The following is a 25,271-nucleotide window of genomic DNA, read 5'->3' on the forward strand; positions in this document are numbered from 1 at the left end:
TTGTGCTACCACATGGAAATAATAACGACTATTAACTAAATTACGCCGAAATCATTTCCGTATGCCTGTCATTACTACAAACTTAATTTCTTGTTTATTCGTGCTATTTCCTGACTGATATCGTCCTTTATTTGTACATCTCCCGCCTGCTTGTACACGTTTAGAGCAAGGTGCACTCCCGATATTCTCGGCGGAAAAAGTCGCTTGTTCTCAGACAGTGACGCTGGAAATTCAGTTATTACCCTTTATACTGCCCTATCCCCTTAAAGCGCGGCCATCACGGGTTAAACATATCAATGAGTCAGTCTGAAACCACCGCTTCAAGTAAGTTCTCTCTTCTTCCCGGGAGCATCACCCGTTTCTTTCTTCTGTTGATCATTGTGCTGTTAGTCACGATGGGGGTTATGGTTCAGAGCGCGGTTAACGCCTGGCTGAAGGATAAAAGCTACCAGATCGTTGATATCACGCATGCCGTGCACAAACGTATTGATACCTGGCGCTATGCGACATGGCAGATTTACGACAATATCGCTGCGGCCCCGGCGACATCTTCAGGGGAAGGCCTGCAGGAGACACGCCTTAAGCAAGATGTCTATTACCTCGAAAAGCCCCAGCGTAAGACGGAGGCCCTCATTTTTGGCTCTCACGACAGCGCAACGCTTGAGATGACACAGCGCATTTCAACCTATCTTGATACCCTCTGGGGCGCTGAGACCGTGCCGTGGTCGATGTACTATTTAAACGGTCAGGACAACAGCATGATCCTGATCTCCACGTTGCCGCTAAAAGATCTCTCGTCCGGCTTTAAAGAAACCACAGTGGGCAGCATTGTCGACTCCCGCCGGGCAGAAATGTTGCAGCAGGCTAACGCCCTTGATGAACGCGAGAGCTTCTCTTCGCTGCGCCGTCTGGCCTGGCAAAATGGGCATTACTTTACCCTGCGTACCACGTTTAACCAGCCAGGACACCTGGCGACCGTGGTGGCCTTCGACTTGCCCATCAACGATTTGATCCCCCCGGATATGCCGCTGGACAGTTTCCGCCTTGATCCAGACAGCAATACACAGAATATGCGCACTACGCCGGACAAAGAGGCTGTAGAGAGTGTATCCATCTCCTTTAACGGCTCGAAGATTGAAATTGCGTCTTCGCTGAACTCAACCGGCATGCGCCTGGTGTGGCAAGTGCCGTTTGGTACATTGCTGCTCGATACGCTGCAAAACATCCTGTTACCGCTGTTACTGAATATCGGTCTTCTGGCGCTGGCGCTGTTTGGCTACAGCACCTTCCGTTTTCAGCCAGGGCGTCAGAGTGACGCCTCTTCAGTTCCGGCAGGAACCAGCAATGAATTACGCATGTTACGCGCACTGAACGAAGAGATTATTTCCGTGCTGCCGCTTGGGGTGCTCGTGCACGATCAGGAAGCGAACCGTACGGTGATGAGCAATAAAATTGCCGATCACCTGTTGCCACATCTGAACCTGCAGAACATCACCACGATGGCGGATCAGCATCAGGGGGTGATTCAGGCGACCATTAATAATGAACTGTATGAAATCCGCCAGTTCCGCAGCCAGGTGGCTTCCCGCACACAAATCTTCGTTATCCGCGATCAGGACAGGGAAGTGCTGGTGAATAAAAAGCTCAAACAGGCACAAAGGCTGTATGAGAAAAACCAGCAGGGCCGTGCCGCGTTTATGCAAAATATTGGCGATGCTTTCAAGCAGCCGCTTAAAACGCTGGCCACACAGGCGGCGGCGTTGAGCACAGCTGAAAGCCATCAGCTTGCCAGCCAGGCCGACTCACTGGTTCGTCTGGTTGACGAAATCCAGCTTGCGAACATGCTGGAGAATGACATCTGGAAAGGCACCCCAACGCTCTTCTCCATCCAGAATCTGATCGATGAAGTGGTTCCGGATGTACTGCCCATCATTAAGCGCAAAGGGCTACAGCTGCTGATCAACAACGCCTTACCGGCGAATGACGAACGTCATGGCGATCGCGAAGCCCTTCGTCGGATCCTGCTGATGCTGATCCAGTACGCGGTAACCACCACCCAGATTGGCAAAATCACCCTGGAAGTCAGCACCGACGAATCTACGGACGACCGCCTGACGTTCCGCATTCTGGACACTGGCGAAGGCGTCACGGTCAGTGAGATCGATAACCTGCACTTCCCGTTCCTGAACGATACCCAGAGCGATCATTATGGCAAAGCCAATGCGCTGACCTTCTGGCTGTGCGATCAGCTGGCGCGTAAGCTTGGTGGCCACCTGAACATCAAGGCGCGCGAATCGCTTGGCACACGCTACTCTCTGCACGTTAAAATGACCGCCAATCCGCAGGAAGAAGATGAAGAACGCCTGCTGGATGACGTGGTGGTGATGGTCGATGTGACCTCAAATGAGATCCGCAATATCGTGGTTCGCCAGTTAGAAAACTGGGGCGCAGCCTGCATCACGCCGGATGAAAGACTCTCAAGTCAAGAATTTGATCTGTTTTTAACTGATAATCCGTCTAATCTTACTGCCTCCGGCTTGCTTTTAAGCGATGATGAGCCAGGCGTGCGAAAAATCGGCCCTGGCCAGATGCGCGTCAACTTTAATATGAGCAATGCGATGCAGGAAGCTGTACTACAACTTATAGAAGAGCAACTGGCGCAGGAAGAGATACCGGAATCCCCGTTAGGCGGTGATGAAAACGCCGAACTGCATGCCAGCGGTTACTATTCACTCTTTGTTGATACAGTACCAGATGATGTTAAGCGGTTGTATACTGAGTCCGCTGCGAATGATTTCGCGGCGCTGGCACAGACAGCACACCGGCTTAAAGGGGTGTTTGCCATGCTTAATCTGGTTCCCGGCAAGCAGTTATGTGAAACGCTGGAACATCTAATTCGTGAGAAAGATGCCTCTGGCATTGAAAAATACATCAGCGACATTGACGCCTACGTCAACAGCTTGCTGTAGCAAGGTAGCCTTATACATGAACAATATGAACGTAATTATTGCCGATGACCATCCGATTGTACTGTTCGGTATTCGCAAATCACTTGAACAGATCGAGTGGGTGAATGTAGTCGGTGAATTTGAAGACTCTACAGCGCTCATCAATAACCTGCCGAAACTTGATGCACACGTTCTCATTACCGATCTCTCCATGCCCGGGGATAAATACGGTGATGGGATCACGCTCATCAAATACATTAAACGCCATTTCCCGGACATCTCGATCATCGTTCTGACCATGAACAACAACCCGGCGATCCTGAGTGCCGTACTGGATCTGGATATTGAAGGGATTGTCCTTAAGCAGGGTGCTCCAACCGATCTGCCAAAAGCACTTGCAGCACTGCAGAAAGGCAAGAAGTTCACCCCTGAAAGCGTTTCACGTCTGCTGGAAAAAATCAGCGCGGGTGGCTACGGTGACAAACGCCTGTCACCAAAAGAGAGCGAAGTGTTGCGCCTGTTCGCTGAAGGTTTCCTGGTCACCGAGATTGCCAAGAAACTGAACCGCAGCATTAAGACTATCAGCAGCCAGAAGAAATCCGCGATGATGAAACTGGGTGTGGACAACGATATTGCCCTGCTGAACTATCTCTCCTCCGTGACGCTGAGTGCAACGGACAAGGATTGATCGTCAGCGAGTGAGCGGACTGATGCCCTCACCCCGGCCCTCTCCCACAGGGAGAGGGAGAACAAACAAAAAAGGCCCATAAGGGCCTTTTTTATGTCCGCGTTTTTCTTACGCGATCGGCATAAATTGACAGCGTCTGTTTGAGAACGTCCAGCGTAACCGGCTTCGACAGACAACTGTCCATGCCTGATTCCAGACACCGCTGTTTCTCTTCCGCCAGAGCATTTGCCGTCACGCCCACAACGGGCAGCGTCAGCCCAAGCTGACGAATGCGCTGCGTCAGGCGATAACCGTCCATATTCGGCATGTTGACGTCGCTGAGCACAATATCAATATGGTTCTTACTCAGCACATTCAGCGCATCCACGCCGTCATTGGCGGTTTTACACTGGTAACCCAATGAACCAAGCTGGTCGGCCAGCAGACGACGGTTGATAGGATGGTCGTCCACCACCAGAATCATCATATCGTCGTTCGCCGGTGTCAGAGAGTCCGGTGACGGCAAAGCGGCCGTGCCCTCGCCGTCTTCCAACTGCACGCTGTAAATGTGCGCCAGCAAACCTAACAGCTCATGCGGCGTTGCCACACTATGCAACCATTCCCCCGGAACATGCTCAAGCGGAATGCCGATGTGACGACGACAGAAGATCACCGTCCCTCGTCCCTGCCATGTCTGTTTCTGCATGCCATCCGTGATGAGCATATCATCCGCATCCGGCGTCTGACCTTCATAACGGGATACCCCCACACCACTCTGAATGAGCAGTGCCGTCAGGTAATCATTCAGCGATGCGTTATGCACCGCCAGCCAGCAGTGTTTACCGCTCAACCCATCGACCGTTGTTTTAGCCGGATACTGCGCCGAATAGAGCGGAATACGGATGGTGAACTGGCTTCCCATACCTGGCTCAGTATCCACGGAGATATCTCCGTCCATCATGCTGATCAGCTTCTCACAGATCGCCAGACCCAGCCCGGTGCCCTGGAAGTTACGCTGCACACCGGTCCCCACCTGGAAGAACGGATCAAACAGACGAACCACTTCCTTCGCCGGAATACCCACTCCCGTATCCCGCACGCGAATACTCAGGTAGTCCCCTGCCCGACACACGTGCAACACAATACAGCCGACGTCGGTAAATTTGATGGCGTTGCTGAGCAGGTTAGAGATGACTTGTTGCAGGCGCATCGGATCGCCCTGTAGCGTCAGCGGCACATCCGGTTCGATAAAGCAGTAAAGTCCCAGCTGCTTACGCACCACCAGCGGCATATAGTTGGCGCTGATATGGTTCATCACCTCGCGTGGAGAGAACTCACGCGGCTCAATTTTCAGCTGCTCGGACTCAATTTTAGAGAAGTCGAGAATATCGCTGATGATTTTCAGCAGCAGGCTTGAGGAGTTGTTCATCGCCGTCACCAGCCTGTCGACCCCTTTCGGCAGTTCTTTGGTCTGCAGCAGATCGAGGTTACCGATAATCCCGTACAGCGGAGTACGTAATTCGTGGCTGACGGTGGCAAGGAACATGGATTTCGACTGGCTGGCTTGTTCCGCCGCCTGCGCCATATCCTGTAATGACTCCTCCATCTTCACGCGCGCAGAAACATCCACCAGCACGCAAATCGCCACGTTTTCGTTACGATAACGCGAGTGAACAAAGCTAATTTGCAGGTTAGTATGGGTGCTGGTGAGTACGTCCACAAAGTTAACCTGCTGCCCGCAGATAATCTGCGTCAACCGCTGTCTGTCTTCATGCGTCAGCATGTTCAGGTAGTTATGTGCCAGCTCGTTACTGAGGATGTTCGTGCCGTCCTGCGTGCGCAGGATACAGATCCCCACCGGGGCGGAGGCGACAATTTTACGGTTAAACTGCTCGTGCTCCTCCATTCTCTGGGCGTCATTTTCGGCGGGGATAAAGATCTTCCGCTCGTACATGCGAGCCAGTGTAAACAACACGATACCCACCAGCACATTCAGCAAAATGGCGTTCAGGATCAGAATGCGAATGCGCTCCAGCACCATATCGACAGGCAACGAATAGACAATACTCAGCGACGATGGCGGTAAGCTTTTCTTCAACACCAGCTCACGGAAGCCCGAGGTGTAGCCAAACCACGAACGCTCCTGCATCCAGTGTGGATCGACTTGCAAACGGTTCTCTGGCCCGGTGAGTGAAATCAGGGGATGACCGTTTTCATCCAGAATAGTCACGCCCATCGGCAGGCTGCCCGGCGTGAAGAAGTTTTCCATGCGGATGGTCTGTTCAATGCCCATCAATGCCTGCAGACGATTACCCAGATACACCGGCGTCAGGGCATAGAAATACCCGACGCCCATGCGTGGCCCCTGGCTTATCCAGAAGATATTATTACTGCGTTCATCCTGAGGGGCATTACGGTATTTCACTATGCGCTCGTGCAGGCTCTTTAGCGCATCATCGCGCTCGACGGGCATATCGCGCAGGCCAAAATCAGCCATACAGAGGTTTTCACTGCCAATCAGGAAAACGCGGTTCAGGTCATAGGCCGCAGAAAAGTTGTCACGCCAGTAGCGCATAAACCACGCGAGTGATTCCAGCGAGCCGCGCCAGGCATTGCCCATCGCCGAACAATCCGAATCCGGGAACAGCGGCTCGAAATCCGGGACTTCCGTTTTGTCATCACGCCCACGGATAGCAAGGATGCCGTTCTCTGCCGTCAGGCGGTTTTCGGCAATGTACTTCAGTTCCTTCATCACGTCAGACGTTCGCTGAATATAGCGCTGAGCCTGATCGGAGCTTAAGTTGAACTCCTGACGGATCTCCGATTCTTTCTGGTGCAACGCGTTAACGATGTAAAACACCGAGAACAACGCCACCAGCAACCAAAGCAATAGCGCCAGCGCCCGAAACAGATAGCGAGAGACTTTCAGCGTGGTACGAAAGGAGACGAGGTATTTCAAAGGGGCGAGGCTCCGCCGTCGGGGTCAACAAGAATGTGGTTAAGGTAGCGGTAAACGCGCCAGGTCGCAACGTTCACTTATCTGCATCTGCAAAAGAAAAGGGCCGGAATCCGGCCCTTTTTACATCAGGAGACATTACTCGTCAGCGTCATCCGCTGCATCATCGTCAGTGTCCGCTTCCGGCGCGATGTCATCATCACCTTCCGCTACGCTACCGTCGATGGAATCGAGCTCTTCGTCATCCACTGGCTCAGCAACACGTTGCAGACCCACGACGTTTTCATCTTCCGCAGTACGGATGAGAATAACACCCTGGGTGTTACGACCAACCACGCTGATCTCGGAAACGCGCGTACGCACCAGCGTACCGGCATCAGTGATCATCATAATCTGGTCGGTATCATCTACCTGCACCGCGCCCACAACAGAACCGTTGCGCTCGGTAACCTTGATAGAGATAACGCCTTGCGTGCCACGAGACTTGGTCGGGTATTCGCTTTCTGCCGTACGTTTACCGTAGCCATTCTGCGTCACGGTCAGGATGGCACCTTCGCCACGCGGAACGATCAGGGAAACAACTGAGTCTTCACCCGCCAGTTTGATGCCGCGAACGCCGGTCGCAGTACGCCCCATTGCGCGCACTGCGTTCTCTTTAAAGCGCACCACTTTACCGGCGGCAGAGAACAGCATCACTTCATCAGAACCGGAGGTCAGATCCACGCCAATCAGCTCGTCGCCTTCGTTCAGGTTCACCGCGATAATACCGGCAGAACGTGGACGGCTGAACTCGGTCAGCGCAGTTTTCTTCACGGTACCGCTGGCGGTTGCCATAAAGACGTTTACGCCTTCTTCGTACTCGCGTACTGGCAGGATGGCGGTGATACGTTCGTTCGCTTCCAGCGGCAGCAGGTTAACGATTGGACGACCACGCGCGCCACGGCTCGCTTCCGGCAGCTGATAGACTTTCATCCAGTACAGACGACCACGGCTTGAGAAGCAGAGGATCGTGTCATGGGTGTTCGCCACCAGCAGACGGTCAATAAAGTCTTCTTCTTTAATACGTGCCGCAGATTTGCCTTTACCGCCACGACGCTGTGCTTCGTAGTCGGTCAATGGCTGATACTTCACATAGCCCTGGTGAGACAGGGTGACCACCACATCTTCGCGGTTGATCAGATCTTCAATGTTGATATCAGAGCTGTTCGCGGTGATTTCGGTGCGACGCTCATCGCCGAACTGTTCACGTACCAGTTCCAGCTCTTCGCGGATCACTTCCATCAGGCGCTCTGCGCTGCCGAGGATATGCAGCAACTCAGCAATCTGCTCCAGCAGTTCTTTGTATTCGTCGAGCAGTTTTTCATGCTCAAGGCCGGTCAGTTTCTGCAGACGCAGATCCAGAATCGCCTGGGCCTGCTGTTCAGTCAGGTAGTACTGACCGTCACGCACGCCGAATTCCGGCTCCAGCCACTCAGGACGCGCAGCGTTATCGCCCGCACGTTCCAGCATCGCCGCCACGTTGCCCAGATCCCACGAACGCGCAATCAGGGCTGCTTTTGCTTCAGCCGGCGTTGGCGCACGGCGAATCAGCTCGATGATTGGGTCGATGTTTGCCAGTGCAACGGCCAGTGCTTCAAGGATATGCGCACGGTCACGCGCTTTGCGCAGTTCGAAGATGGTACGACGGGTCACCACTTCACGGCGGTGACGCACAAACGCGCTCAGGATCTCTTTCAGGTTCATGATCTTCGGCTGACCGTGGTGCAGCGCCACCATGTTGATACCGAAGGAGACCTGAAGCTGAGTCTGGGAGTACAGGTTGTTCAGAACAACTTCACCCACCGCGTCGCGTTTGATTTCAATCACGATGCGCATACCGTCTTTGTCAGACTCGTCACGCAGCGCGCTGATACCTTCAACACGTTTTTCTTTTACCAGCTCGGCGATTTTTTCAATCAGACGCGCCTTGTTCACCTGATACGGGATCTCGTGAACAATGATGGTTTCACGGCCGGTTTTGGCGTCCGCTTCCACTTCGGCGCGGGCACGGATGTAAATCTTGCCGCGACCGGTGCGGTACGCTTCTTCAATACCACGACGACCGTTGATGATCGCCGCCGTCGGGAAGTCCGGCCCCGGGATGTGTTCCATCAGCCCTTCAATGCTGATGTCTTCATCGTCGATATAGGCCAGGCAGCCGTTAATCACTTCCGTAATGTTGTGCGGCGGAATGTTGGTTGCCATACCGACGGCGATACCTGACGAACCGTTAACCAACAGGTTCGGGATCTTGGTAGGCATGACATCAGGGATTCGCTCGGTGCCGTCGTAGTTATCGACGAAATCAACGGTCTCTTTTTCCAGGTCGGCCATCAGCTCGTGAGCGATTTTCGACATACGGATTTCCGTATAACGCATCGCCGCCGCGGAGTCGCCATCAACAGAACCAAAGTTACCCTGACCATCTACCAGCATGTAACGCAAGGAGAATGGCTGTGCCATACGGACGATGGTGTCATACACGGCAATATCACCATGCGGGTGATATTTACCGATGACGTCACCCACGACACGGGCAGATTTTTTGTAGGCTTTATTCCAGTCATTGCCCAATACGTTCATGGCGTATAGTACGCGACGGTGTACCGGCTTCAGGCCATCGCGGACGTCCGGCAGCGCACGGCCAACAATGACCGACATCGCATAGTCCAGATAGGAGCTCTTCAGCTCTTCCTCGATGTTAACCGGTGTAATTTCTCTCGCAAGGTCGCTCATCTAACCGCTATCCCTCTACTGTATCCCGGATTCAAAGGTCGCAAATTATAACACAGCCGCGGTGATTGAGGTAAACCAATAAGCTTTATTCACCCGCGCGGGCTGATATACTCCGAAGTCTTGCTAAATAAGGAGTAAAAGCGTCCATGAATGCCGAAAAATCCCCGGTGGCTCACAACGTTGACCATGAAGAGATTGCCAAATTCGAAGCGGTGGCGTCCCGCTGGTGGGATCTCGAAGGTGAGTTTAAACCTCTGCACCGCATTAACCCGCTGCGTCTGGGCTATATCGCGGAGCGTTCCGGCGGACTGTTCGGTAAGAAAGTCCTCGACGTTGGCTGCGGCGGCGGCATCCTGGCAGAAAGCATGGCGCGTGAAGGGGCAACCGTCACCGGCCTGGACATGGGGTTTGAACCGCTGCAGGTGGCGCGTCTGCATGCGCTGGAATCCGGCGTCCAGGTGGAATATGTGCAGGAAACCGTTGAAGCACACGCGGCAAAGCACGCACATCAATACGATGTGGTGACCTGCATGGAGATGCTGGAACACGTACCCGACCCGCAGTCCGTGGTCAATGCCTGTGCAAAACTGATTAAGCCTGGCGGTCAGGTCTTCTTCTCTACGATCAACCGTAATGGCAAAGCCTGGCTGATGGCCGTGGTGGGTGCGGAGTATGTGCTGCGCATGGTGCCAAAAGGTACACACGACGTGAAGAAATTCATTAAGCCTGCTGAGTTATTGAGCTGGGTTGACCAGACGTGGCTCAAAGAGCAGCACATGACCGGGCTGCATTACAATCCATTAACGGACAAATTCAAGCTCGCACCGGGCGTGGATGTTAATTATATGTTGCACACAACGGCCAAAAACGACTAACGTCATCAAATATTCTTATAAAGATTGCGCGACATCATGTTGCGCAATTTTGACCTCTCGTTGAAGAAATCAGCACTCGATCAAATTTTGAATTTTTTTTCTTAATTATTGACATGTCTTCCAGGCCTTACGGTACGAGGACTTAGCCTTTTTTACCCTTTCACAACCTCAATTTAACGTCAAAATCAACCCTTGTGCTGAAAAGAATCCTTACTAGAATACTCACCATATAGCGTTTTTCTTATCGCAAAACCCCTACATGTAGTATTTATCCACAGAGTTAGTCACAAGACGGACCTGTGGATAAACGGGGGGATATTTTTTATTTCACGGACAGGTAAAAACCCACATGAATCAGAGTCTGCTGGTGACAAAGCGCGACGGTACTACCGAGCGTATCAATCTGGACAAAATCCATCGAGTTCTCGACTGGGCAGCAGAAGGACTGAACAACGTATCTATCTCCCAGGTTGAACTGCGTTCCCATATCCAGTTCTACGATGGCATCAAAACGTCTGATATCCATGAAACCATCATCAAGGCTGCGGCGGATCTGATCTCCCGCGAAGCACCGGATTATCAGTACCTCGCTGCACGTCTGGCGATTTTCCACCTGCGTAAAAAAGCCTACGGCCAGTTCGAGCCGCCAAAGCTTTACGCTCACGTGGTGAAAATGGTTGAGCGGGGCAAATACGACACGCATCTGCTGGAAGACTATACGGAAGAAGAGTTCGAGCAGATGAACGGGTTTATCGATCACTGGCGCGACATGAACTTCTCCTACGCGGCGGTGAAGCAGCTCGAAGGTAAATACCTGGTTCAGAACCGTGTGACCGGCGAAATCTACGAGAGCGCTCAGTTCCTCTATATTCTGGTAGCCGCCTGCCTGTTCTCAAACTACCCGCGTGACACCCGTCTGGAATACGTGAAGCGTTTCTACGATGCGGTTTCCACGTTCAAAATTTCTCTGCCAACGCCAATTATGTCTGGCGTGCGTACCCCTACCCGTCAGTTCAGCTCCTGCGTACTGATCGAGTGTGGTGACAGCCTGGATTCCATCAATGCCACGTCCAGCGCGATTGTGAAATACGTCTCCCAGCGTGCCGGTATCGGCATCAACGCGGGCCGTATCCGTGCGCTGGGCAGCCCAATTCGCGGCGGTGAAGCGTTCCACACCGGCTGTATCCCGTTCTACAAGCACTTCCAGACAGCGGTGAAATCCTGCTCTCAGGGCGGCGTGCGTGGCGGTGCTGCGACCCTGTTCTACCCAATGTGGCACCTGGAAGTCGAAAGCCTGCTGGTACTGAAAAACAACCGTGGCGTTGAAGGCAACCGCGTGCGTCACATGGACTACGGTGTGCAGATCAACAAGCTGATGTACACCCGTCTGCTGAAAGGTGAAGAGATCACTCTGTTCAGTCCGTCCGACGTCCCGGGTCTGTACGATGCGTTCTTCGCCGATCAGGACGAATTCGAGCGCCTGTACACCCAATACGAAAAAGACGACAGCATCCGCAAGCAGCGCGTGAAAGCGGTGGAACTGTTCTCCCTGATGATGCAGGAACGTGCTTCTACTGGCCGTATCTACATCCAGAACGTTGACCACTGCAACACCCACAGCCCGTTCGATCCAGTGGTTGCGCCAGTGCGCCAGTCTAACCTGTGCCTGGAAATTGCCCTGCCGACCAAACCGCTGGAAGACGTGAACGACCAGAACGGTGAAATCGCCCTGTGTACACTGTCTGCGTTCAACCTGGGTGCGATTAAGAGCCTGGACGAGCTGGAAGAGCTGGCCGTGCTGGCCGTTCGCGCGCTTGATGCCCTGCTGGACTACCAGGATTACCCAATCCCGGCGGCAAAACGCGGTGCAATGGGCCGTCGTACCCTGGGTATTGGCGTGATCAACTTTGCGTACTGGCTGGCGAAACACGGTAAGCGTTACTCCGACGGCAGCGCGAACAACCTGACCCATGAAACGTTTGAAGCTATTCAGTATTACCTGCTGAAAGCCTCCAACGAGCTGGCAAAAGAGCAAGGCGCGTGCCCGTGGTTCAACGAAACCACCTATGCGAAAGGCATTCTGCCGATCGATACCTATAAAAAAGACCTGGATGCGATTGCTAACGAGCCGCTGCACCTGGACTGGGAAGCCCTGCGTGAGTCCATCAAGACGCACGGCCTGCGTAACTCCACGCTCTCTGCCCTGATGCCGTCTGAGACCTCTTCACAGATCTCTAACGCCACCAACGGTATCGAGCCACCGCGCGGCCACGTCAGCATCAAAGCGTCGAAAGACGGTATCCTGCGTCAGGTGGTGCCAGACTACGAGTTGCTGAAAGACAACTACGAGCTGCTGTGGGAAATGCCGAACAACGACGGTTACCTGCAGCTGGTGGGTATCATGCAGAAGTTTATCGACCAGTCGATCTCTGCCAATACCAACTATGACCCGACGCGCTTCCCGTCAGGCAAGGTTCCGATGCAACAACTGCTGAAAGACCTGCTCACCGCCTATAAATTTGGCGTGAAAACGCTGTACTATCACAACACCCGTGATGGTGCGGAAGACGCGCAGGACGACCTGGCACCTTCTATCCAGGACGATGGCTGCGAAAGCGGCGCATGTAAGATCTAATGAAGGGCGGGGATATCCCCGCCTTTATTTCGTAAGACAGGACCCCAATTCATGGCATACACCACCTTTTCACAGACGAAAAACGACCAGCTCAAAGAGCCGATGTTCTTCGGCCAGCCGGTCAACGTGGCACGCTACGATCAGCAAAAGTATGACATTTTCGAAAAGCTGATTGAAAAGCAACTCTCCTTCTTCTGGCGTCCGGAAGAAGTTGACGTTTCCCGCGATCGTATTGATTTCCAGGCGCTGCCGGATCACGAAAAGCATATCTTCATCAGCAACCTGAAGTATCAGACGCTGCTGGACTCCATTCAGGGACGTAGTCCGAACGTAGCGCTGCTGCCGCTGATCTCCATTCCTGAACTGGAAACCTGGGTGGAAACCTGGGCGTTTTCTGAGACGATCCACTCCCGTTCTTACACTCATATCATCCGCAACATCGTGAACGATCCGGCGGTGGTGTTTGACGATATCGTCACTAACGAGCAGATCCAGAAGCGTGCGGAAGGTATTGCGCACTACTACGACACACTTATCGAGATGACCAGCTACTGGCATCTGCTGGGTGAAGGTACCCACAATGTGAACGGTAAAACCGTCACCGTGAACCTGCGTGCGCTGAAAAAACAGCTGTATCTCTGCCTGATGAGCGTGAACGCGCTGGAAGCGATTCGCTTCTACGTCAGCTTCGCCTGCTCCTTCGCGTTTGCCGAGCGCAAGCTGATGGAAGGCAATGCCAAGATCATTCGCCTGATTGCCCGTGACGAAGCCCTGCACCTGACCGGAACTCAGCACATGCTGAACCTGCTGCGCAGTGGCACCGACGACCCGGAAATGGCGGAAATCGCCGAAGAGTGCAAACAGGAGTGCTACGACCTGTTCGTGCTGGCCGCGCAGCAAGAGAAAGAGTGGGCAGATTACCTGTTCCGCGACGGTTCAATGATTGGTCTGAACAAAGACATCCTGTGCCAGTATGTTGAGTACATCACCAACATCCGTATGCAGGCCGTCGGTCTTGACCTGCCATTCCAGACGCGTTCTAACCCAATCCCGTGGATCAACACCTGGCTGGTGTCCGATAACGTGCAGGTTGCACCGCAGGAAGTGGAAGTGAGTTCTTACCTGGTGGGTCAGATTGACGCGGAAGTGGATACTGACGACCTGAGTAACTTCCAGCTCTGATGACACGCGTAACGCTCAGTCTTTCCGGTACAGAAGTGCTGTGCCGGGAAGAGCACCCTTCTCTGCTGGTGGCGCTTGAAGCCCATCAGGTTGAGGTAGAGTACCAGTGTCGTGCCGGGTATTGCGGCTCCTGTCGCTGCCGTCTGGTTGCAGGCCAGGTGGACTGGCTGACTGAACCACTGGCCTTTATCAACGAAGGGGAAATTTTGCCCTGCTGCTGCCGGGCAAAAGGGGATATTGAGATCGAGATGTGATTGTGTCGGGTGGCGCTTCACTTACCCGACCTACAAAACCGCAGTTCGTAGGCCGGGTCAGGCGCAGTCGCCACCCGGCAACTTCAGCGCTTATCCTTCAGAAAGCTCACCGCTTTATCCGGGAAATCCGTAAACAACCCGTCCACACCTGCCTGGTTATACAACACGTCATAAAGCTGATCCACGTTTGTCGCATAGTCCGGCAGCTTATCGGCACGCACCGTATACGGATGCACCTGCATCTTGCTGGCATGCGCCTCTTTCACCATTGCCGTCAGCTTCACGTGACCCGGTGTTGAACCTTCCGCCACCAGCATATGGTAGTCCGGGCCGATACCATCCGCGTACTGCGCAATCTGCTTCATCGCGCCTGGCGTAAACATCCAGTCGTAATTGTAATTCACCCACTTCCCGTCCGGCTGCTTCTCCTGGGTTTCATTCCAGTCGGTGTACGCAATCAACTGCACCAGATTGAGGTTCATCCCCATCTTCGGCTCCAGCTCGGTTTTGATGCGCTTCAGTTCAGCGGCATCAAAACACTGCAGGTAGACCTTGTCCTTCTTGCTGGTGTAGCCATACTGCTTCAGCACTGCCAGCGTTTTCGCGGCAATATCTTTGCCTTCCTGGTGATGGAACCACGGCGCTTTGATTTCCGGGTAGATACCGATATTTTTGCCCGTTGAGTGGTTCAGTCCCTGAACGAACTCAATCTCCTCTTCGAAGGTATGGATGCGGAAATCAGACTTGCCCATCGGGAAACGTCCCGGATAGACCTGCACCTTCTTACCGTCTTTAATCTCGAAGCCTTCGGTAAACTTCAGCGAGCGGATTTCCGCCAGTGTGAAATCAATCGCATAGTAGCGGCCATCTTTACGGGCGCGATCCGGAAAACGTTCGGCCACGTCCGTCACGCGGTCAAGGTAGTGGTCATGCAGAACGACCAGCTGGTCATCCCTGGTCATCACCAGATCCTGCTCCAGATAATCAGCGCCCTGCGCGTAGGCCATCGCTTTTGCCGGCAGGGTATGCTCCGGCAGATAACCGCTCGCACCACGGTGAGCGATCACAATTTTATCGGCTGCCAGCGCAGAGCCCGTCATCAAACCTGCCAGCAGCAGGCCGGTAGTCAGGTGGGTCAATTTCATCATAATTCTCCTTATTGACGACGCGCCTGCACGTCGGCGTGGTGACGTCTTTCCCCAATCATCACGACAACCAGCAGCAGTACCGCCAGCACGCTACCGCCAATCATCACCATAAAGCCGCCGTCCCAGCCGAAGAAGTCAACGGTATAGCCCACGATGGCGCTTGCCGCGACCGAGCCGCCCAGGTAACCGAACAGGCCGGTAAAACCTGCCGCCGTGCCAGCCGCTTTTTTCGGAGCCAGCTCCAGCGCGTGCAGACCAATCAGCATAACCGGGCCGTAAATCAGGAAGCCGATGACAATCATACAGGCCATGTCCACGCCCGGGTTACCCGCCGGGTTGAGCCAGTAAACGACGGTGGCAATGGTCACCAGGGTCATAAAGAAGACGCCCGTCGCACCGCGGTTGCCTTTGAAGACTTTGTCCGACATCCAGCCGCAGATCAGCGTGCCCGGAATACCGGCATATTCATACAGGAAATAGGCCCAGGAGGATTTATCCAGCGCGAAGTGTTTCACTTCTTTCAGGTAGGTCGGCGACCAGTCGAGGATGCCGTAACGCAGCAGGTAAACGAACACGTTAGCCACTGCGATGTACCACAGCAGTTTGTTTGGCAGCACGTACTTCATGAAGATCTGTTTTGCCGTCAGCTCTTCTTCATTTTGTTCGCTGTAATCATCCGGGTAGTCGTTTTTGTACTCTTCAATCGGCGGCAGGCCACAGGACTGCGGCGTGTCACGCATCATCGCAAAGGCAAAAATCGCCACCACGACCGCGCCAAAGGCTGGCATATAGAGTGCGGCTTTCCAGTCGTTAAACCAGGCCATCCCCAGCAGGAACAGCAGTGGCGGAATGCCCCCGCCCACGTTATGGGCACAGTTCCACACGGACACCACGCCGCCACGCTCTTTCTGCGACCACCAGTGCACCATCGTACGCCCGCAGGGTGGCCATCCCATTCCCTGGAACCAGCCGCATAAGAACAACAGCACGAACATAATGGCGATGCTGGAGGTCGCCCACGGCACAAAGCCCATAAACAGCATCACCGCTGCCGCCAGAATCAGACCGGCTGGCAGGAACACGCGCGGATTCGAGCGATCCGACACAGAGCCCATGATGAATTTAGAAAAACCGTACGCGATAGAGATCCCCGACAGCGCGAACCCCAGATCGCCACGTGAAAAGCCCTGCTCCACCAGATACGGCATGGCAAGCGTAAAGTTTTTGCGTACGAGGTAATACGCCGCATAGCCGAAGAAAATCCCGAGAAAGATTTGCCAACGCAGACGGCGGTAAAGCGGATCTATTTCTGCCTCTGGCAGACGCGCCTGATGCGGCGCAGGTTTGAAGATACTGAGCATGACAGCCTCCGTGGCCTATGTATTGAATTTTCGGGGGTTTAACTGCCCCACGACTCCAGAGAGGCGGCGATGTTAAGAAATCACAGTGATTGTTACTGTGAATCAACGCACAGATTGTTACAGAAATATGACAATACGCGCAAAAAAGCGCATGAAATCGCGTTTCACTTTCGAATTGCGCTCGATTATGTTCGAAATCAAACAAACCACAGTTTTGATGTGGCTAAATGGTAAAAAAACGAATACGAGGGAAGACAATGACAATTCACGATCCTCGCTACAGCGATGTGATTATCATTGGTGGTGGTGCGACCGGTGCCGGGATCGCGCGTGATTGCGCACTGCGCGGGTTAAGCGTTACGCTTCTGGAACGTCATGATATTGCGACGGGTGCAACCGGACGCAATCATGGCCTGCTGCACAGCGGCGCACGCTATGCCGTCACCGATGGCGAATCCGCACGCGAGTGCATTGCCGAAAACCAAATCCTCCGACGCATCGCCCGCCACTGCATCGAGCCGACCGACGGTCTGTTCATCACGCTTCCCGAAGACGACCTGGCATTTCAGTCGACGTTTATAACCGCGTGCCGCGCGGCGGGTATTCAGGCTGAAGCTATCGACCCTACCCTCGCGCGTCGTATCGAGCCTTCCGTTAACCCGATGCTGACCGGTGCAGTTAAAGTCCCTGACGGTACCGTTGATCCCTTTCGCCTGACCGCCGCCAATATGCTGGATGCCCGCGAGCACGGGGCGCGTATTCTGACCGGACACCAGGTAACGGGACTGATCCGCCAGGGAAATACCGTCCGTGGTGTACGCGTTTTCGACACGCAATATCAGGAACACAGCGAGTTGTATGCCAGCGTGGTCGTCAATGCCGCGGGGATCTGGGGGCAGCACATTGCGGAATACGCGGAACTGTCCATCCGCATGTTCCCGGCCAAGGGTTCACTGCTGATCCTCGATCACCGAATTAATAACCATGTGATCAACCGCTGCCGTAAACCCTCCGACGCCGATATTCTGGTGCCCGGCGACACCATTTCGCTCATCGGCACCACCTCAACTCACGTCGACTACAGCGAGATCGACGACAACCGGGTAACGGCTGAAGAGGTTGACATTCTGCTTCGTGAAGGGGAAAAACTGGCTCCCGTGATGGCCCAGACCCGCATTCTTCGCGCTTACGCGGGCGTGCGCCCGCTGGTGGCCAGCGATAACGACCCAAGCGGACGCAACGTCAGCCGCGGTATCGTGCTGCTCGATCACGCACAACGTGATGGCATGGACGGTTTTATCACCATTACGGGCGGCAAGCTGATGACCTATCGCCTGATGGCGCAATGGGCCACCGATGCCGTCTGCCGCAAACTTGGCAACACCGGGCTCTGCGTAACGGCGGAGCAACCGTTGCCCGGTTCGCGCCAGACGACCGAAACCACGTTGCAAAAGATCATCTCTCTGCCCGCCCCCCTGCGCGGCTCGGCCATCTATCGCCACGGCGACAGAACGCCGCAGTGGCTGGGTGAAGGGCGTCTTAGCCGCAGCCTGGTGTGCGAGTGTGAAGCCGTTACCGCCGGTGAAGTGCAATATGCCGTGGAGAACCTGACCGTCAATAATCTGCTCGATTTACGTCGCCGCACGCGCGTCGGAATGGGGACCTGTCAGGGCGAACTGTGTGCTTGCCGCGCCGCCGGGCTGCTGCAACGTTTTCACGTCACCACCGCCACCCAGTCGCTTGCACAACTCAGCGATTTTTTAAACGAGCGCTGGAAAGGTATTCAGCCTGTCGCCTGGGGTGATGCCCTGCGCGAAAGCGAGTTTACCCGCTGGGTCTATCAGGGACTTTGCGGTCTTGAGAAGGAACAACACGATGAAATTTGATACCACGATCGTCGGCGGCGGACTGGCGGGTTTACTCTGTGGCATCAGGCTCACGAAACAGGGGCTGCGCTGCGCCATTATCACCCGGGGTCAGAGCGCCCTGCATTTCTCGTCTGGCTCTCTGGATCTGCTGGACGCCGCATACCACGACACGCTGCCGCCAGAACATCCCTATAGCCTGACTGGCATGCACAATATTCCCCACTTCGCCCATGAAGCGGAACGGCTTCTGGCGGAGTGTGGCGCGCGGTTACAGGGCAATGCCCGGCAAAATCATCAGCGCGTCACACCGCTTGGTACCCTGCGATCAGCCTGGCTCAGTCCGGAAGAGGTTCCCGTCGCGCCCGTCAGCGCAGCGCGCGTGCTGGTGGTTGGGATCAGCGGTTTTCTTGATTTCCAGCCCCATCTCGCGGCGGCATCGCTCTGCCAACAAGGCGTTAATGCAGAGACAGCGGAGATAGACCTTCCTGAGCTTGATGTCCTGCGCGACAACCCAAGCGAGTTTCGGGCGGTGAATATCGCCCGGCTGCTGGATAATGAGGACAAATGGCCACTGCTGTATGACGCGCTCAGGCCGCTCGGTGAAAAATGTGACGCGCTGTTTATGCCTGCCTGCTTTGGTCTGACGGACAACCGCCTCTGGCGCTGGCTGTCGGATCGCCTGCCCTGCACTCTCGGCTTACTGCCAACGCTTCCCCCTTCCGTACCCGGCATTCGCCTGCATAACCAGCTTCAGCGCCAGTTTATTGCTCAGGGCGGCGTGTGGATGGCGGGTGACGAAGTGAAAAAAATCACCCTCACGGAGGATGCGGTGAGCGAAATCTGGACGCGCAACCACGGTGATATCCCCCTTCGCACACGATTTGCAGTGCTGGCCAGCGGCAGCTTCTTCAGTAACGGGTTACTGAGCAGCCGCGAGGGCATCCGGGAGGCCATTCTGGGACTGGATGTGCGGCAAAGCCCCTCCCGTGCAGACTGGTATCAGAGTGATTTCTTTGCCCCACAGCCCTGGCAACAGTTTGGGGTCATCGTCGATGAACATCTGCATCCGCAGCTCGCAGGTACCCCCATCAATAATCTCTATGCCATCGGCTCGATTCTGGGGGGTTACGATCCCATCACTCAGGGCTGTGGCGGCGGTGTCTGCGCCGTGACGGCACTCTATGTTGCCGGACAAATCTGCCAATGCGTGGAGGCGGAACAATGAACGATACCCGTTTTGAAAGCTGCATTAAATGCACGGTCTGTACGACGGTCTGTCCGGTCAGCGGCGTGAACCCGAATTATCCTGGCCCGAAACAGGCCGGACCGGACGGGGAACGTCTGCGCCTGAAGGACGGCGCGCTGTATGATGAAGCGCTGAAATACTGCATCAACTGCAAACGCTGTGAAGTTGCGTGCCCGTCGGATGTCAAAATCGGCGATATCATCCAGCGCGCCCGCGCGCGTTATAGCAGCCAAAAACCGACGCTGCGCGATGCCATTCTTAGCCATACCGACCTGATGGGCACGGTGTCGACACCTTTCGCCCCATTGGTGAATGCCGCCACATCGCTGAAACCGGTGCGCCAGTTGCTTGATGCGACGCTTAAGATAGACCATCACCGCAGCCTGCCAAAATATTCTCACGGTACCTTCCGTCGCTGGTACAAGTCCGTGGCGACAGAACAGGCGCAGTTTACCGATCAGGTTGCCTTCTTCCACGGCTGCTACGTGAACTACAACCATCCGCAGCTGGGTAAAGACCTGCTGAAAGTGCTGAACGCAATGGGAACAGGCGTGCAGTTGCTTAACAAGGAGAAGTGCTGCGGTGTTCCGCTGATTGCCAACGGTTTTACCGACAAGGCACGCAAACAGGCCAAAAGCAACGTCACATCCCTGCGTGAGGCGATTGTCGACAAAGGTATTCCGGTACTGGCGACCTCCTCAACCTGTACCTTCACGCTACGCGATGAGTACCCACATCTGCTGGATGTGGATAACAGCGGCCTACGGGAACACATTGAGCTGGCGACACGCTTCCTGTGGCGCAAACTGGACAGCGGACAAACGTTACCGCTCAGGAAATTACCGCTGAAAGTGGTGTATCACACACCGTGTCATATGGAAAAGATGGGCTGGGCGCTCTATACGCTGGAGCTGCTGAGGATGATCCCGGGGCTTGAACTGACGGTGCTGGATTCGCGCTGTTGCGGAATTGCAGGAACCTACGGCTTTAAGCGTGAAAACTACGAAACCTCTCAGGCCATTGGCGCACCCTTGTTCCACCAGATTGAAGAGAGTGGAGCCGACCTGGTGGTGACAGACTGTGAAACCTGCAAGTGGCAGATAGAAATGTCCACCAGCAAGCGCTGCGAACACCCTATCACCCTACTGGCAAAAGCGCTGGGCTAAGTGGTGCCGGGGGAATATGCCCCGGCAACACCGCTTATTCGACAAACAATGACTCAACGATGTTAATCCAGCCGTGATCGCTGGCGACCTCTTTGCCGTTCAGCCAGCGGCGCAGCATGTTCAGCGCCATCATGGCACATACCTCCTGACGCACCACCAGACTGTGGCGGGTGATCCCCATTTTCACCCGCAGTGCATGCGTGCCTTCCGGCGTCGCCAGGGCGAAATTAAGGTGCTCATCATCGACACCGCCCACGGCCAGCGCCAGCCCGGCGAAATGGTTCACCCTGCGCTCAGACGCCCAGCGAGCCGTCTGTGCCAGCGTCTCTTGCTGGAACGGTACAACTTCGCTGGCCAGCAACGGCGCACTGGCACGCGAAAGCTGCAGCGCCAACAGCCCTGCGGTGAACTGCTCACTTAAGGTCACGCTCAGCTGGCGGGATTGCAGATGGCGGGCAATCTGTGCAGGCAACCCTTCCGTCCCTTCAAAGATCAGACTCTCACCCGCCACGCGTTGCACCTCTGGCCATAGCGCCAGCATAGCGGCCTTCTGCGTTGCCGGGCCTGTCAGCTTCAGCTCGATGATTGGCATGGAGGAGCGATACCCCATCGATACGTCCGGCGGCAGCGGCAGGTGGTCAAGACTTTGGGCCAGATCGCTTTCAGAGCGGCCAAAGGTGGTCAGACGCAGGCACAGCGGTGGCTCCGGCAGGGTAAAACGTTCGCGCAGACGCGGCAGAATTTGCTGCTCGACCATCACTTTAAATTCAGACGGCACGCCCGGCGTGAAGAACATCAGACAGCGATTCAGCTTAACGGCAAAACCGCAGGCGGTACCGACGGGATTGTCGATAAGTTCCGCACTGGCCGGAATTTCAGCCTGTTTGCGGTTGCTGGGGGCCATGACGCGCCCACGCTCCGAAAAGAAACGCGCCATCTGCGCCAGCCACGCTTCATGCAGCACCAGCTCTTCGCCTTTGGCCGTCGCGGCAGCCAGCGCGCTGAGATCGTCGCTGGTGGGGCCAAGTCCGCCGTTCACAATCAGCACGTCAGCGTGCTCACTGCGTTCGCGCAGAATATTCACCAGCGAATCAAGATTGTCGCCCACCGTGTTGCGACGCGTTAACGGTAATCCCTGCTCAAAGAATAAATCGGCAAGCCAGGCGGCATTGGTATCAATAATTTGCCCATGCAGCACTTCGTCGCCGGTGGATAACATTTCCACGTTTATCATTGTGTTCTCCCACTTCTATGGTCAAAACACTATAGCGCAATTGATTGCGGGAAGAAGAGAGAAACTGGCGCGACAGAACGCCGCGCCGGAGTGGTTAGAAACCTGCGCTCACACCCACATACGGGCCATCTGCCAGCGCATTGTCACGGTTACCGTCTTTACCCGCCAGGTTCAGATAGCGGTAGCCTGCTTCAATGGTGATTGGACGCATGATAGTCCAGCGCGCACCGGCGTTGGCTTCTTCATAGCTTTCAATGCCGCTGGAGAGTGAATCCGGAGAATAGTAATACTCGCCAAACAGACCGAAGCTGTCGCCAATTTTCCACTGCAGGCCGCCACCGACTGCCGCCGCGTAACCTTCGTCGCCGTCATTCGGATTGGTGTAAACGCCTTTACCGCCCACGGTTGCCAGGAATGGGCCAAGAGGAATGTTCAGACCGAGACCGAGGCTGGCTGCATCGCCGTCGTCATCGTTATGCGTCCAGCCGCCGCTCATCGCCAGACCGGAGGTTTCTGTGCCCATGCCAAAGCCCAGGTGGGTGTAATCCTGACCAGCCGAGCCGTTGATGCTAATGGCGTTAGCCGCCGCAGAAACAAACATCAGGCCGCTGAGGCCCAGTAATGCCACTTTTTTCATTGTCGTGATCCCACACAAATTATTTAGAGATGTCCCAAAAACCGCGAGATTTTAACCTGAGTCAGCCCGGGATCAATGTACTCTGCGTGCGTCAGACAATTAGATTGTAACGATATGATACTTTCCGGTTTTTACATCAGCAGTAAAAACCGCATTTTCACACTCAGTCCCCCCAGGGTTTCACTGCGCGTAAGCTGAAGGTGGCTCCTGTGCAGCCGGGCAATATCACCGGCCAACGCCAGCCCAATCCCCGACCCGGCCACCTCTCCGACGTTGTCCAGCCGGTGAAATGGCTGCATCGCCTGGTGCATCAGATGTTCATCAATCCCCGGGCCACTGTCTTCCACGCGCAGTTCCACCGCTCCGTTATCTGCACGCAGGTAAACCGTCACAATCCCCTGTACCGGGGTGTATTTGATGGCATTCTCCAGCAGGTTGGCACAAAGCTCCCCCAGTAGCACCTCATCGCCATCTATCATGACCGGCTGTTGAACACCCTCATACCCGAGATCAATTGCCTTACTCCGCGCCTGCGCCAGCCTGGAGAAGCAACAATGCTGTACCACCTGAACCAGATCGACAGGCGCAAACTGGCGCTCCCCCTGCTCTTTACACTTCACCGCAGAGAGCTGAAGCAAACGCTCAGTCAGCAGAATGGTGTTATCCAGCGTAACGTTCATCGCCCGCAAACTCTCCTGCCACAACGCCGGATCGTCACGCGTCAGGGCAACCGAAACCTGCGTTTTGAGCACCGCCAGTGGAGTTTTGAGCTGATGAGAGGCATCGGCGTTAAAGCGTTCCTGCCGTGAAAGCACCCCGCGCAGTCTGTCGATATAACGGTTAAACGCGACAATCAGCAGACGCGTTTCTGACCAGGGCAACAGCTCCGGCAGTGGCGCAAGCAGACCAGGTTCACGCCGTACCATCAATGTTGAAAGCTGACGCATCGGACGCAGTACGCGACGCAACAGCCACGCGGTAAGGACGAGCGTCAGGAGCACCAACAGACCCTGAGTGACCCAGGACGAAAAGAGCAACTGGCTGGCAAGATAGCGACGGGACTGGAGCGTTTCGGCGATGTAGATCTCTGCCATCCCCATGATATTGCCCTCATTGACAGGCTGAAGCAGCCGGGCGACGCGGATGGCCTGCCCGCGATACTCCGTGTGATAAAACCATGCCAGCGCCGGATAAAGCGTCGTGCGTGATGTTGCGGGCGGCATCTTCGGCAAATCGTCATAACCGGAGATCACCCGCCCGTCAGGGTCGACCACTTTGTAGTAAAGCCGGTCATTCATATTGAGTTCAAAACTGTCGAGCACCACCCAGGGAACGTTGACCTCCAGCCTGCCGTTATGCACCACCAGCCGCTCTGATACCGTGCGGGCAGAGGATAACAGCGTTCGATCATAAGCCTGAGTAGCCGCCTGTAGTGCGCTGACGTAGCTGTTAAAGGCCGAGAGTCCCCACAGCAACAGCAGTGGCAACCCCAGAAAGAGCAGCAATTGCAGGTAAAGAGACTGCGGTTTAACCCACTTCATCGCCACACTCCAGAACGTAACCCAGCCCTCTCAGCGTGATTATCCGTACCCCGCTGCCGCTCAGTTTTTTACGCAAGCGATGAATATAGAGATCAATACTCTCCGGGCTCACGTCGTCGTTCAGGCTGAACACCTGATCAAAAAGCTGTTGGCGGGAGACGGGCCGTGTTCGGCGGTACATTAATACTTTTAGTAAAGAGAGCTCGCGCGGCGTCAGCGAGAGCGGCTCATCGCGCAGCAGAAAGAAACCGTCGTCATCGTACTCCAGCTCTCCCAGACGCTGGCGCTCCAGGGTTCGGCCTTCACTTCTGCGCAGCAGCGCACGCAGGCGCGCGTCAAGCTCCTCCAGTTCGAAAGGTTTCGGCAAATAATCATCCGCCCCGGCATTGAGTCCTTTCACCCTGTCCGCCACGTTGCTACGGGCGGTCAGGAACAGCACCGGCAGCGTTTGTCCGCGCTTTCGCAGACGTTGCACCACCTCCAGACCGTCAAAACCAGGCATCCCGATATCGAGGATAGCCACCGCATAGCGTTCCCCCTGCAGGAGATGGTCAGCCGCACGCCCGTCGCTCACACAGTCCACGGCAAAGCCTCCCTGTACCAGCGCCTTCTCCAGCCAGTGAGCCAGCTCGTGATTATCTTCTGCCAGTAAGAGACGCATATCACATCCTGTAAAGTTCGTGTGGCATTGAAAGGGAAATGAAAGGTTAATGTTTTAACAATCACGCAACGGAATCGCCACAAGGCGGTTCACATAATCAAAAAAAACACCCGTACC

17 protein-coding genes are annotated in these 25,271 nt (G+C 55.0%); 9 read left to right on the forward strand and 8 right to left on the reverse strand.

The features are described from left to right. Positions 1 to 296 precede the first annotated feature (296 nt). Entirely contained in the window at positions 297 to 2,969 is a 2,673-nt protein-coding gene (gene rcsD, locus ACHHZ6_RS03005) for a phosphotransferase RcsD (RefSeq protein WP_395121710.1), read from the forward strand. A gap of 16 nt (positions 2,970 to 2,985) precedes the next feature. Continuing rightward, a complete protein-coding gene (gene rcsB, locus ACHHZ6_RS03010; protein ID WP_003859405.1) occupies positions 2,986 to 3,636 on the forward strand; it encodes a response regulator transcription factor RcsB in 651 nt (216 codons plus the stop codon). 91 nt (positions 3,637 to 3,727) lie between these two features. On the opposite strand, the gene rcsC is transcribed toward rcsB, so the two are convergent. Continuing rightward, positions 3,728 to 6,574 carry a two-component system sensor histidine kinase RcsC gene (gene rcsC, locus ACHHZ6_RS03015; RefSeq protein ID WP_182918696.1) on the reverse strand — a complete coding sequence of 949 codons (2,847 nt, stop codon included), beginning with the start codon at positions 6,572 to 6,574 and terminating at the stop codon, positions 3,728 to 3,730. 135 nt (positions 6,575 to 6,709) lie between these two features. Continuing rightward, entirely contained in the window at positions 6,710 to 9,346 is a 2,637-nt protein-coding gene (gene gyrA, locus ACHHZ6_RS03020) for a DNA topoisomerase (ATP-hydrolyzing) subunit A (protein WP_182272099.1), read from the reverse strand. A gap of 146 nt (positions 9,347 to 9,492) precedes the next feature. Here gyrA and ubiG point away from each other — a divergent pair, with 146 nt between their 5' ends. The 4 genes from ubiG to yfaE all read left to right on the forward strand — a co-directional run bounded on the left by ubiG (position 9,493) and on the right by yfaE (position 14,292). Then, the gene (gene ubiG, locus ACHHZ6_RS03025) at positions 9,493 to 10,221 is read left to right on the forward strand and encodes a bifunctional 2-polyprenyl-6-hydroxyphenol methylase/3-demethylubiquinol 3-O-methyltransferase UbiG (protein WP_182918697.1); all 729 of its coding nucleotides are present in this window, start codon (positions 9,493 to 9,495) and stop codon (positions 10,219 to 10,221) included. A 349-nt stretch (positions 10,222 to 10,570) separates the two neighbouring features. Next, positions 10,571 to 12,856 (forward strand): class 1a ribonucleoside-diphosphate reductase subunit alpha, encoded by a 2,286-nt coding sequence (gene nrdA / locus ACHHZ6_RS03030; RefSeq protein WP_395121711.1) that lies wholly within the window; start codon positions 10,571 to 10,573, stop codon positions 12,854 to 12,856. A gap of 51 nt (positions 12,857 to 12,907) precedes the next feature. Continuing rightward, positions 12,908 to 14,038, forward strand: coding sequence for a class Ia ribonucleoside-diphosphate reductase subunit beta (nrdB, locus tag ACHHZ6_RS03035; protein WP_182272102.1), 1,131 nt, complete (start codon positions 12,908 to 12,910; stop codon positions 14,036 to 14,038). Then, positions 14,038 to 14,292: a class I ribonucleotide reductase maintenance protein YfaE gene (gene yfaE, locus ACHHZ6_RS03040; RefSeq protein WP_182272103.1), complete on the forward strand. Its 255-nt coding sequence runs from the start codon at positions 14,038 to 14,040 to the stop codon at positions 14,290 to 14,292. Before nrdB ends, yfaE begins: the two co-directional genes overlap by 1 nt. Before the next feature lie 83 nt (positions 14,293 to 14,375). On the opposite strand, the gene glpQ is transcribed toward yfaE, so the two are convergent. Then, entirely contained in the window at positions 14,376 to 15,437 is a 1,062-nt protein-coding gene (glpQ, locus tag ACHHZ6_RS03045) for a glycerophosphodiester phosphodiesterase (RefSeq protein ID WP_395121819.1), read from the reverse strand. An 11-nt stretch (positions 15,438 to 15,448) separates the two neighbouring features. Then, entirely contained in the window at positions 15,449 to 16,801 is a 1,353-nt protein-coding gene (gene glpT / locus ACHHZ6_RS03050) for a glycerol-3-phosphate transporter (RefSeq protein ID WP_182272104.1), read from the reverse strand. Positions 16,802 to 17,058: 257 nt separating this feature from the next. Here glpT and glpA point away from each other — a divergent pair, with 257 nt between their 5' ends. The 3 genes from glpA to glpC are packed head-to-tail and all read left to right on the forward strand — an operon-like array spanning position 17,059 to position 21,081. Continuing rightward, on the forward strand, positions 17,059 to 18,687 hold the full coding sequence (gene glpA / locus ACHHZ6_RS03055; protein WP_395121712.1) for an anaerobic glycerol-3-phosphate dehydrogenase subunit A: 1,629 nt from the start codon (positions 17,059 to 17,061) through the stop codon (positions 18,685 to 18,687). Further along, on the forward strand, positions 18,677 to 19,894 hold the full coding sequence (gene glpB, locus ACHHZ6_RS03060) for a glycerol-3-phosphate dehydrogenase subunit GlpB (protein WP_395121713.1): 1,218 nt from the start codon (positions 18,677 to 18,679) through the stop codon (positions 19,892 to 19,894). The genes glpA and glpB overlap by 11 nt, the downstream gene beginning before the upstream one ends. Continuing rightward, positions 19,891 to 21,081 carry an anaerobic glycerol-3-phosphate dehydrogenase subunit GlpC gene (gene glpC, locus ACHHZ6_RS03065; protein WP_182272107.1) on the forward strand — a complete coding sequence of 397 codons (1,191 nt, stop codon included), beginning with the start codon at positions 19,891 to 19,893 and terminating at the stop codon, positions 21,079 to 21,081. Before glpB ends, glpC begins: the two co-directional genes overlap by 4 nt. A 34-nt stretch (positions 21,082 to 21,115) precedes the next feature. On the opposite strand, the gene ACHHZ6_RS03070 is transcribed toward glpC, so the two are convergent. The 4 genes from ACHHZ6_RS03070 to tctD all read right to left on the reverse strand — a co-directional run bounded on the left by ACHHZ6_RS03070 (position 21,116) and on the right by tctD (position 25,154). Continuing rightward, positions 21,116 to 22,315 (reverse strand): nicotinamide mononucleotide deamidase-related protein YfaY, encoded by a 1,200-nt coding sequence (locus ACHHZ6_RS03070; protein ID WP_182272108.1) that lies wholly within the window; start codon positions 22,313 to 22,315, stop codon positions 21,116 to 21,118. Positions 22,316 to 22,409: 94 nt separating this feature from the next. Continuing rightward, complete coding sequence (locus tag ACHHZ6_RS03075) at positions 22,410 to 22,952, reverse strand: YfaZ family outer membrane protein (RefSeq protein ID WP_182272109.1); 543 nt, start codon at positions 22,950 to 22,952, stop codon at positions 22,410 to 22,412. A gap of 131 nt (positions 22,953 to 23,083) precedes the next feature. Next, a complete protein-coding gene (locus ACHHZ6_RS03080) occupies positions 23,084 to 24,493 on the reverse strand; it encodes a sensor histidine kinase (protein ID WP_182272110.1) in 1,410 nt (469 codons plus the stop codon). Further along, entirely contained in the window at positions 24,480 to 25,154 is a 675-nt protein-coding gene (gene tctD / locus ACHHZ6_RS03085) for a transcriptional regulator TctD (RefSeq protein ID WP_182272111.1), read from the reverse strand. Before tctD ends, ACHHZ6_RS03080 begins: the two co-directional genes overlap by 14 nt. Positions 25,155 to 25,271: the final 117 nt, after the last annotated feature.

The sequence above is a fragment of the Enterobacter cloacae complex sp. 2024EL-00214 genome (assembly GCF_043945575.1).
Classification (GTDB): domain Bacteria; phylum Pseudomonadota; class Gammaproteobacteria; order Enterobacterales; family Enterobacteriaceae; genus Enterobacter; species Enterobacter cloacae_P.

Bases quoted from the DNA above. Each gene is read 5' to 3' on its own strand.
- rcsD (WP_395121710.1), top strand. From the start codon at position 297: ATGAGTCAGTCTGAAACCACCGCTTCAAGTAAGTTCTCTCTTCTTCCC.
- rcsB (WP_003859405.1), top strand. From the start codon at position 2,986: ATGAACAATATGAACGTAATTATTGCCGATGACCATCCGATTGTACTG.
- gyrA (WP_182272099.1), bottom strand. From the start codon at position 9,346: ATGAGCGACCTTGCGAGAGAAATTACACCGGTTAACATCGAGGAAGAG.
- ubiG (WP_182918697.1), top strand. From the start codon at position 9,493: ATGAATGCCGAAAAATCCCCGGTGGCTCACAACGTTGACCATGAAGAG.
- nrdA (WP_395121711.1), top strand. From the start codon at position 10,571: ATGAATCAGAGTCTGCTGGTGACAAAGCGCGACGGTACTACCGAGCGT.
- nrdB (WP_182272102.1), top strand. From the start codon at position 12,908: ATGGCATACACCACCTTTTCACAGACGAAAAACGACCAGCTCAAAGAG.
- yfaE (WP_182272103.1), top strand. From the start codon at position 14,038: ATGACACGCGTAACGCTCAGTCTTTCCGGTACAGAAGTGCTGTGCCGG.
- glpQ (WP_395121819.1), bottom strand. From the start codon at position 15,437: ATGAAATTGACCCACCTGACTACCGGCCTGCTGCTGGCAGGTTTGATG.
- glpT (WP_182272104.1), bottom strand. From the start codon at position 16,801: ATGCTCAGTATCTTCAAACCTGCGCCGCATCAGGCGCGTCTGCCAGAG.
- glpA (WP_395121712.1), top strand. From the start codon at position 17,059: ATGACAATTCACGATCCTCGCTACAGCGATGTGATTATCATTGGTGGT.
- glpB (WP_395121713.1), top strand. From the start codon at position 18,677: ATGAAATTTGATACCACGATCGTCGGCGGCGGACTGGCGGGTTTACTC.
- glpC (WP_182272107.1), top strand. From the start codon at position 19,891: ATGAACGATACCCGTTTTGAAAGCTGCATTAAATGCACGGTCTGTACG.
- ACHHZ6_RS03070 (WP_182272108.1), bottom strand. From the start codon at position 22,315: ATGATAAACGTGGAAATGTTATCCACCGGCGACGAAGTGCTGCATGGG.
- ACHHZ6_RS03075 (WP_182272109.1), bottom strand. From the start codon at position 22,952: ATGAAAAAAGTGGCATTACTGGGCCTCAGCGGCCTGATGTTTGTTTCT.
- ACHHZ6_RS03080 (WP_182272110.1), bottom strand. From the start codon at position 24,493: ATGAAGTGGGTTAAACCGCAGTCTCTTTACCTGCAATTGCTGCTCTTT.
- tctD (WP_182272111.1), bottom strand. From the start codon at position 25,154: ATGCGTCTCTTACTGGCAGAAGATAATCACGAGCTGGCTCACTGGCTG.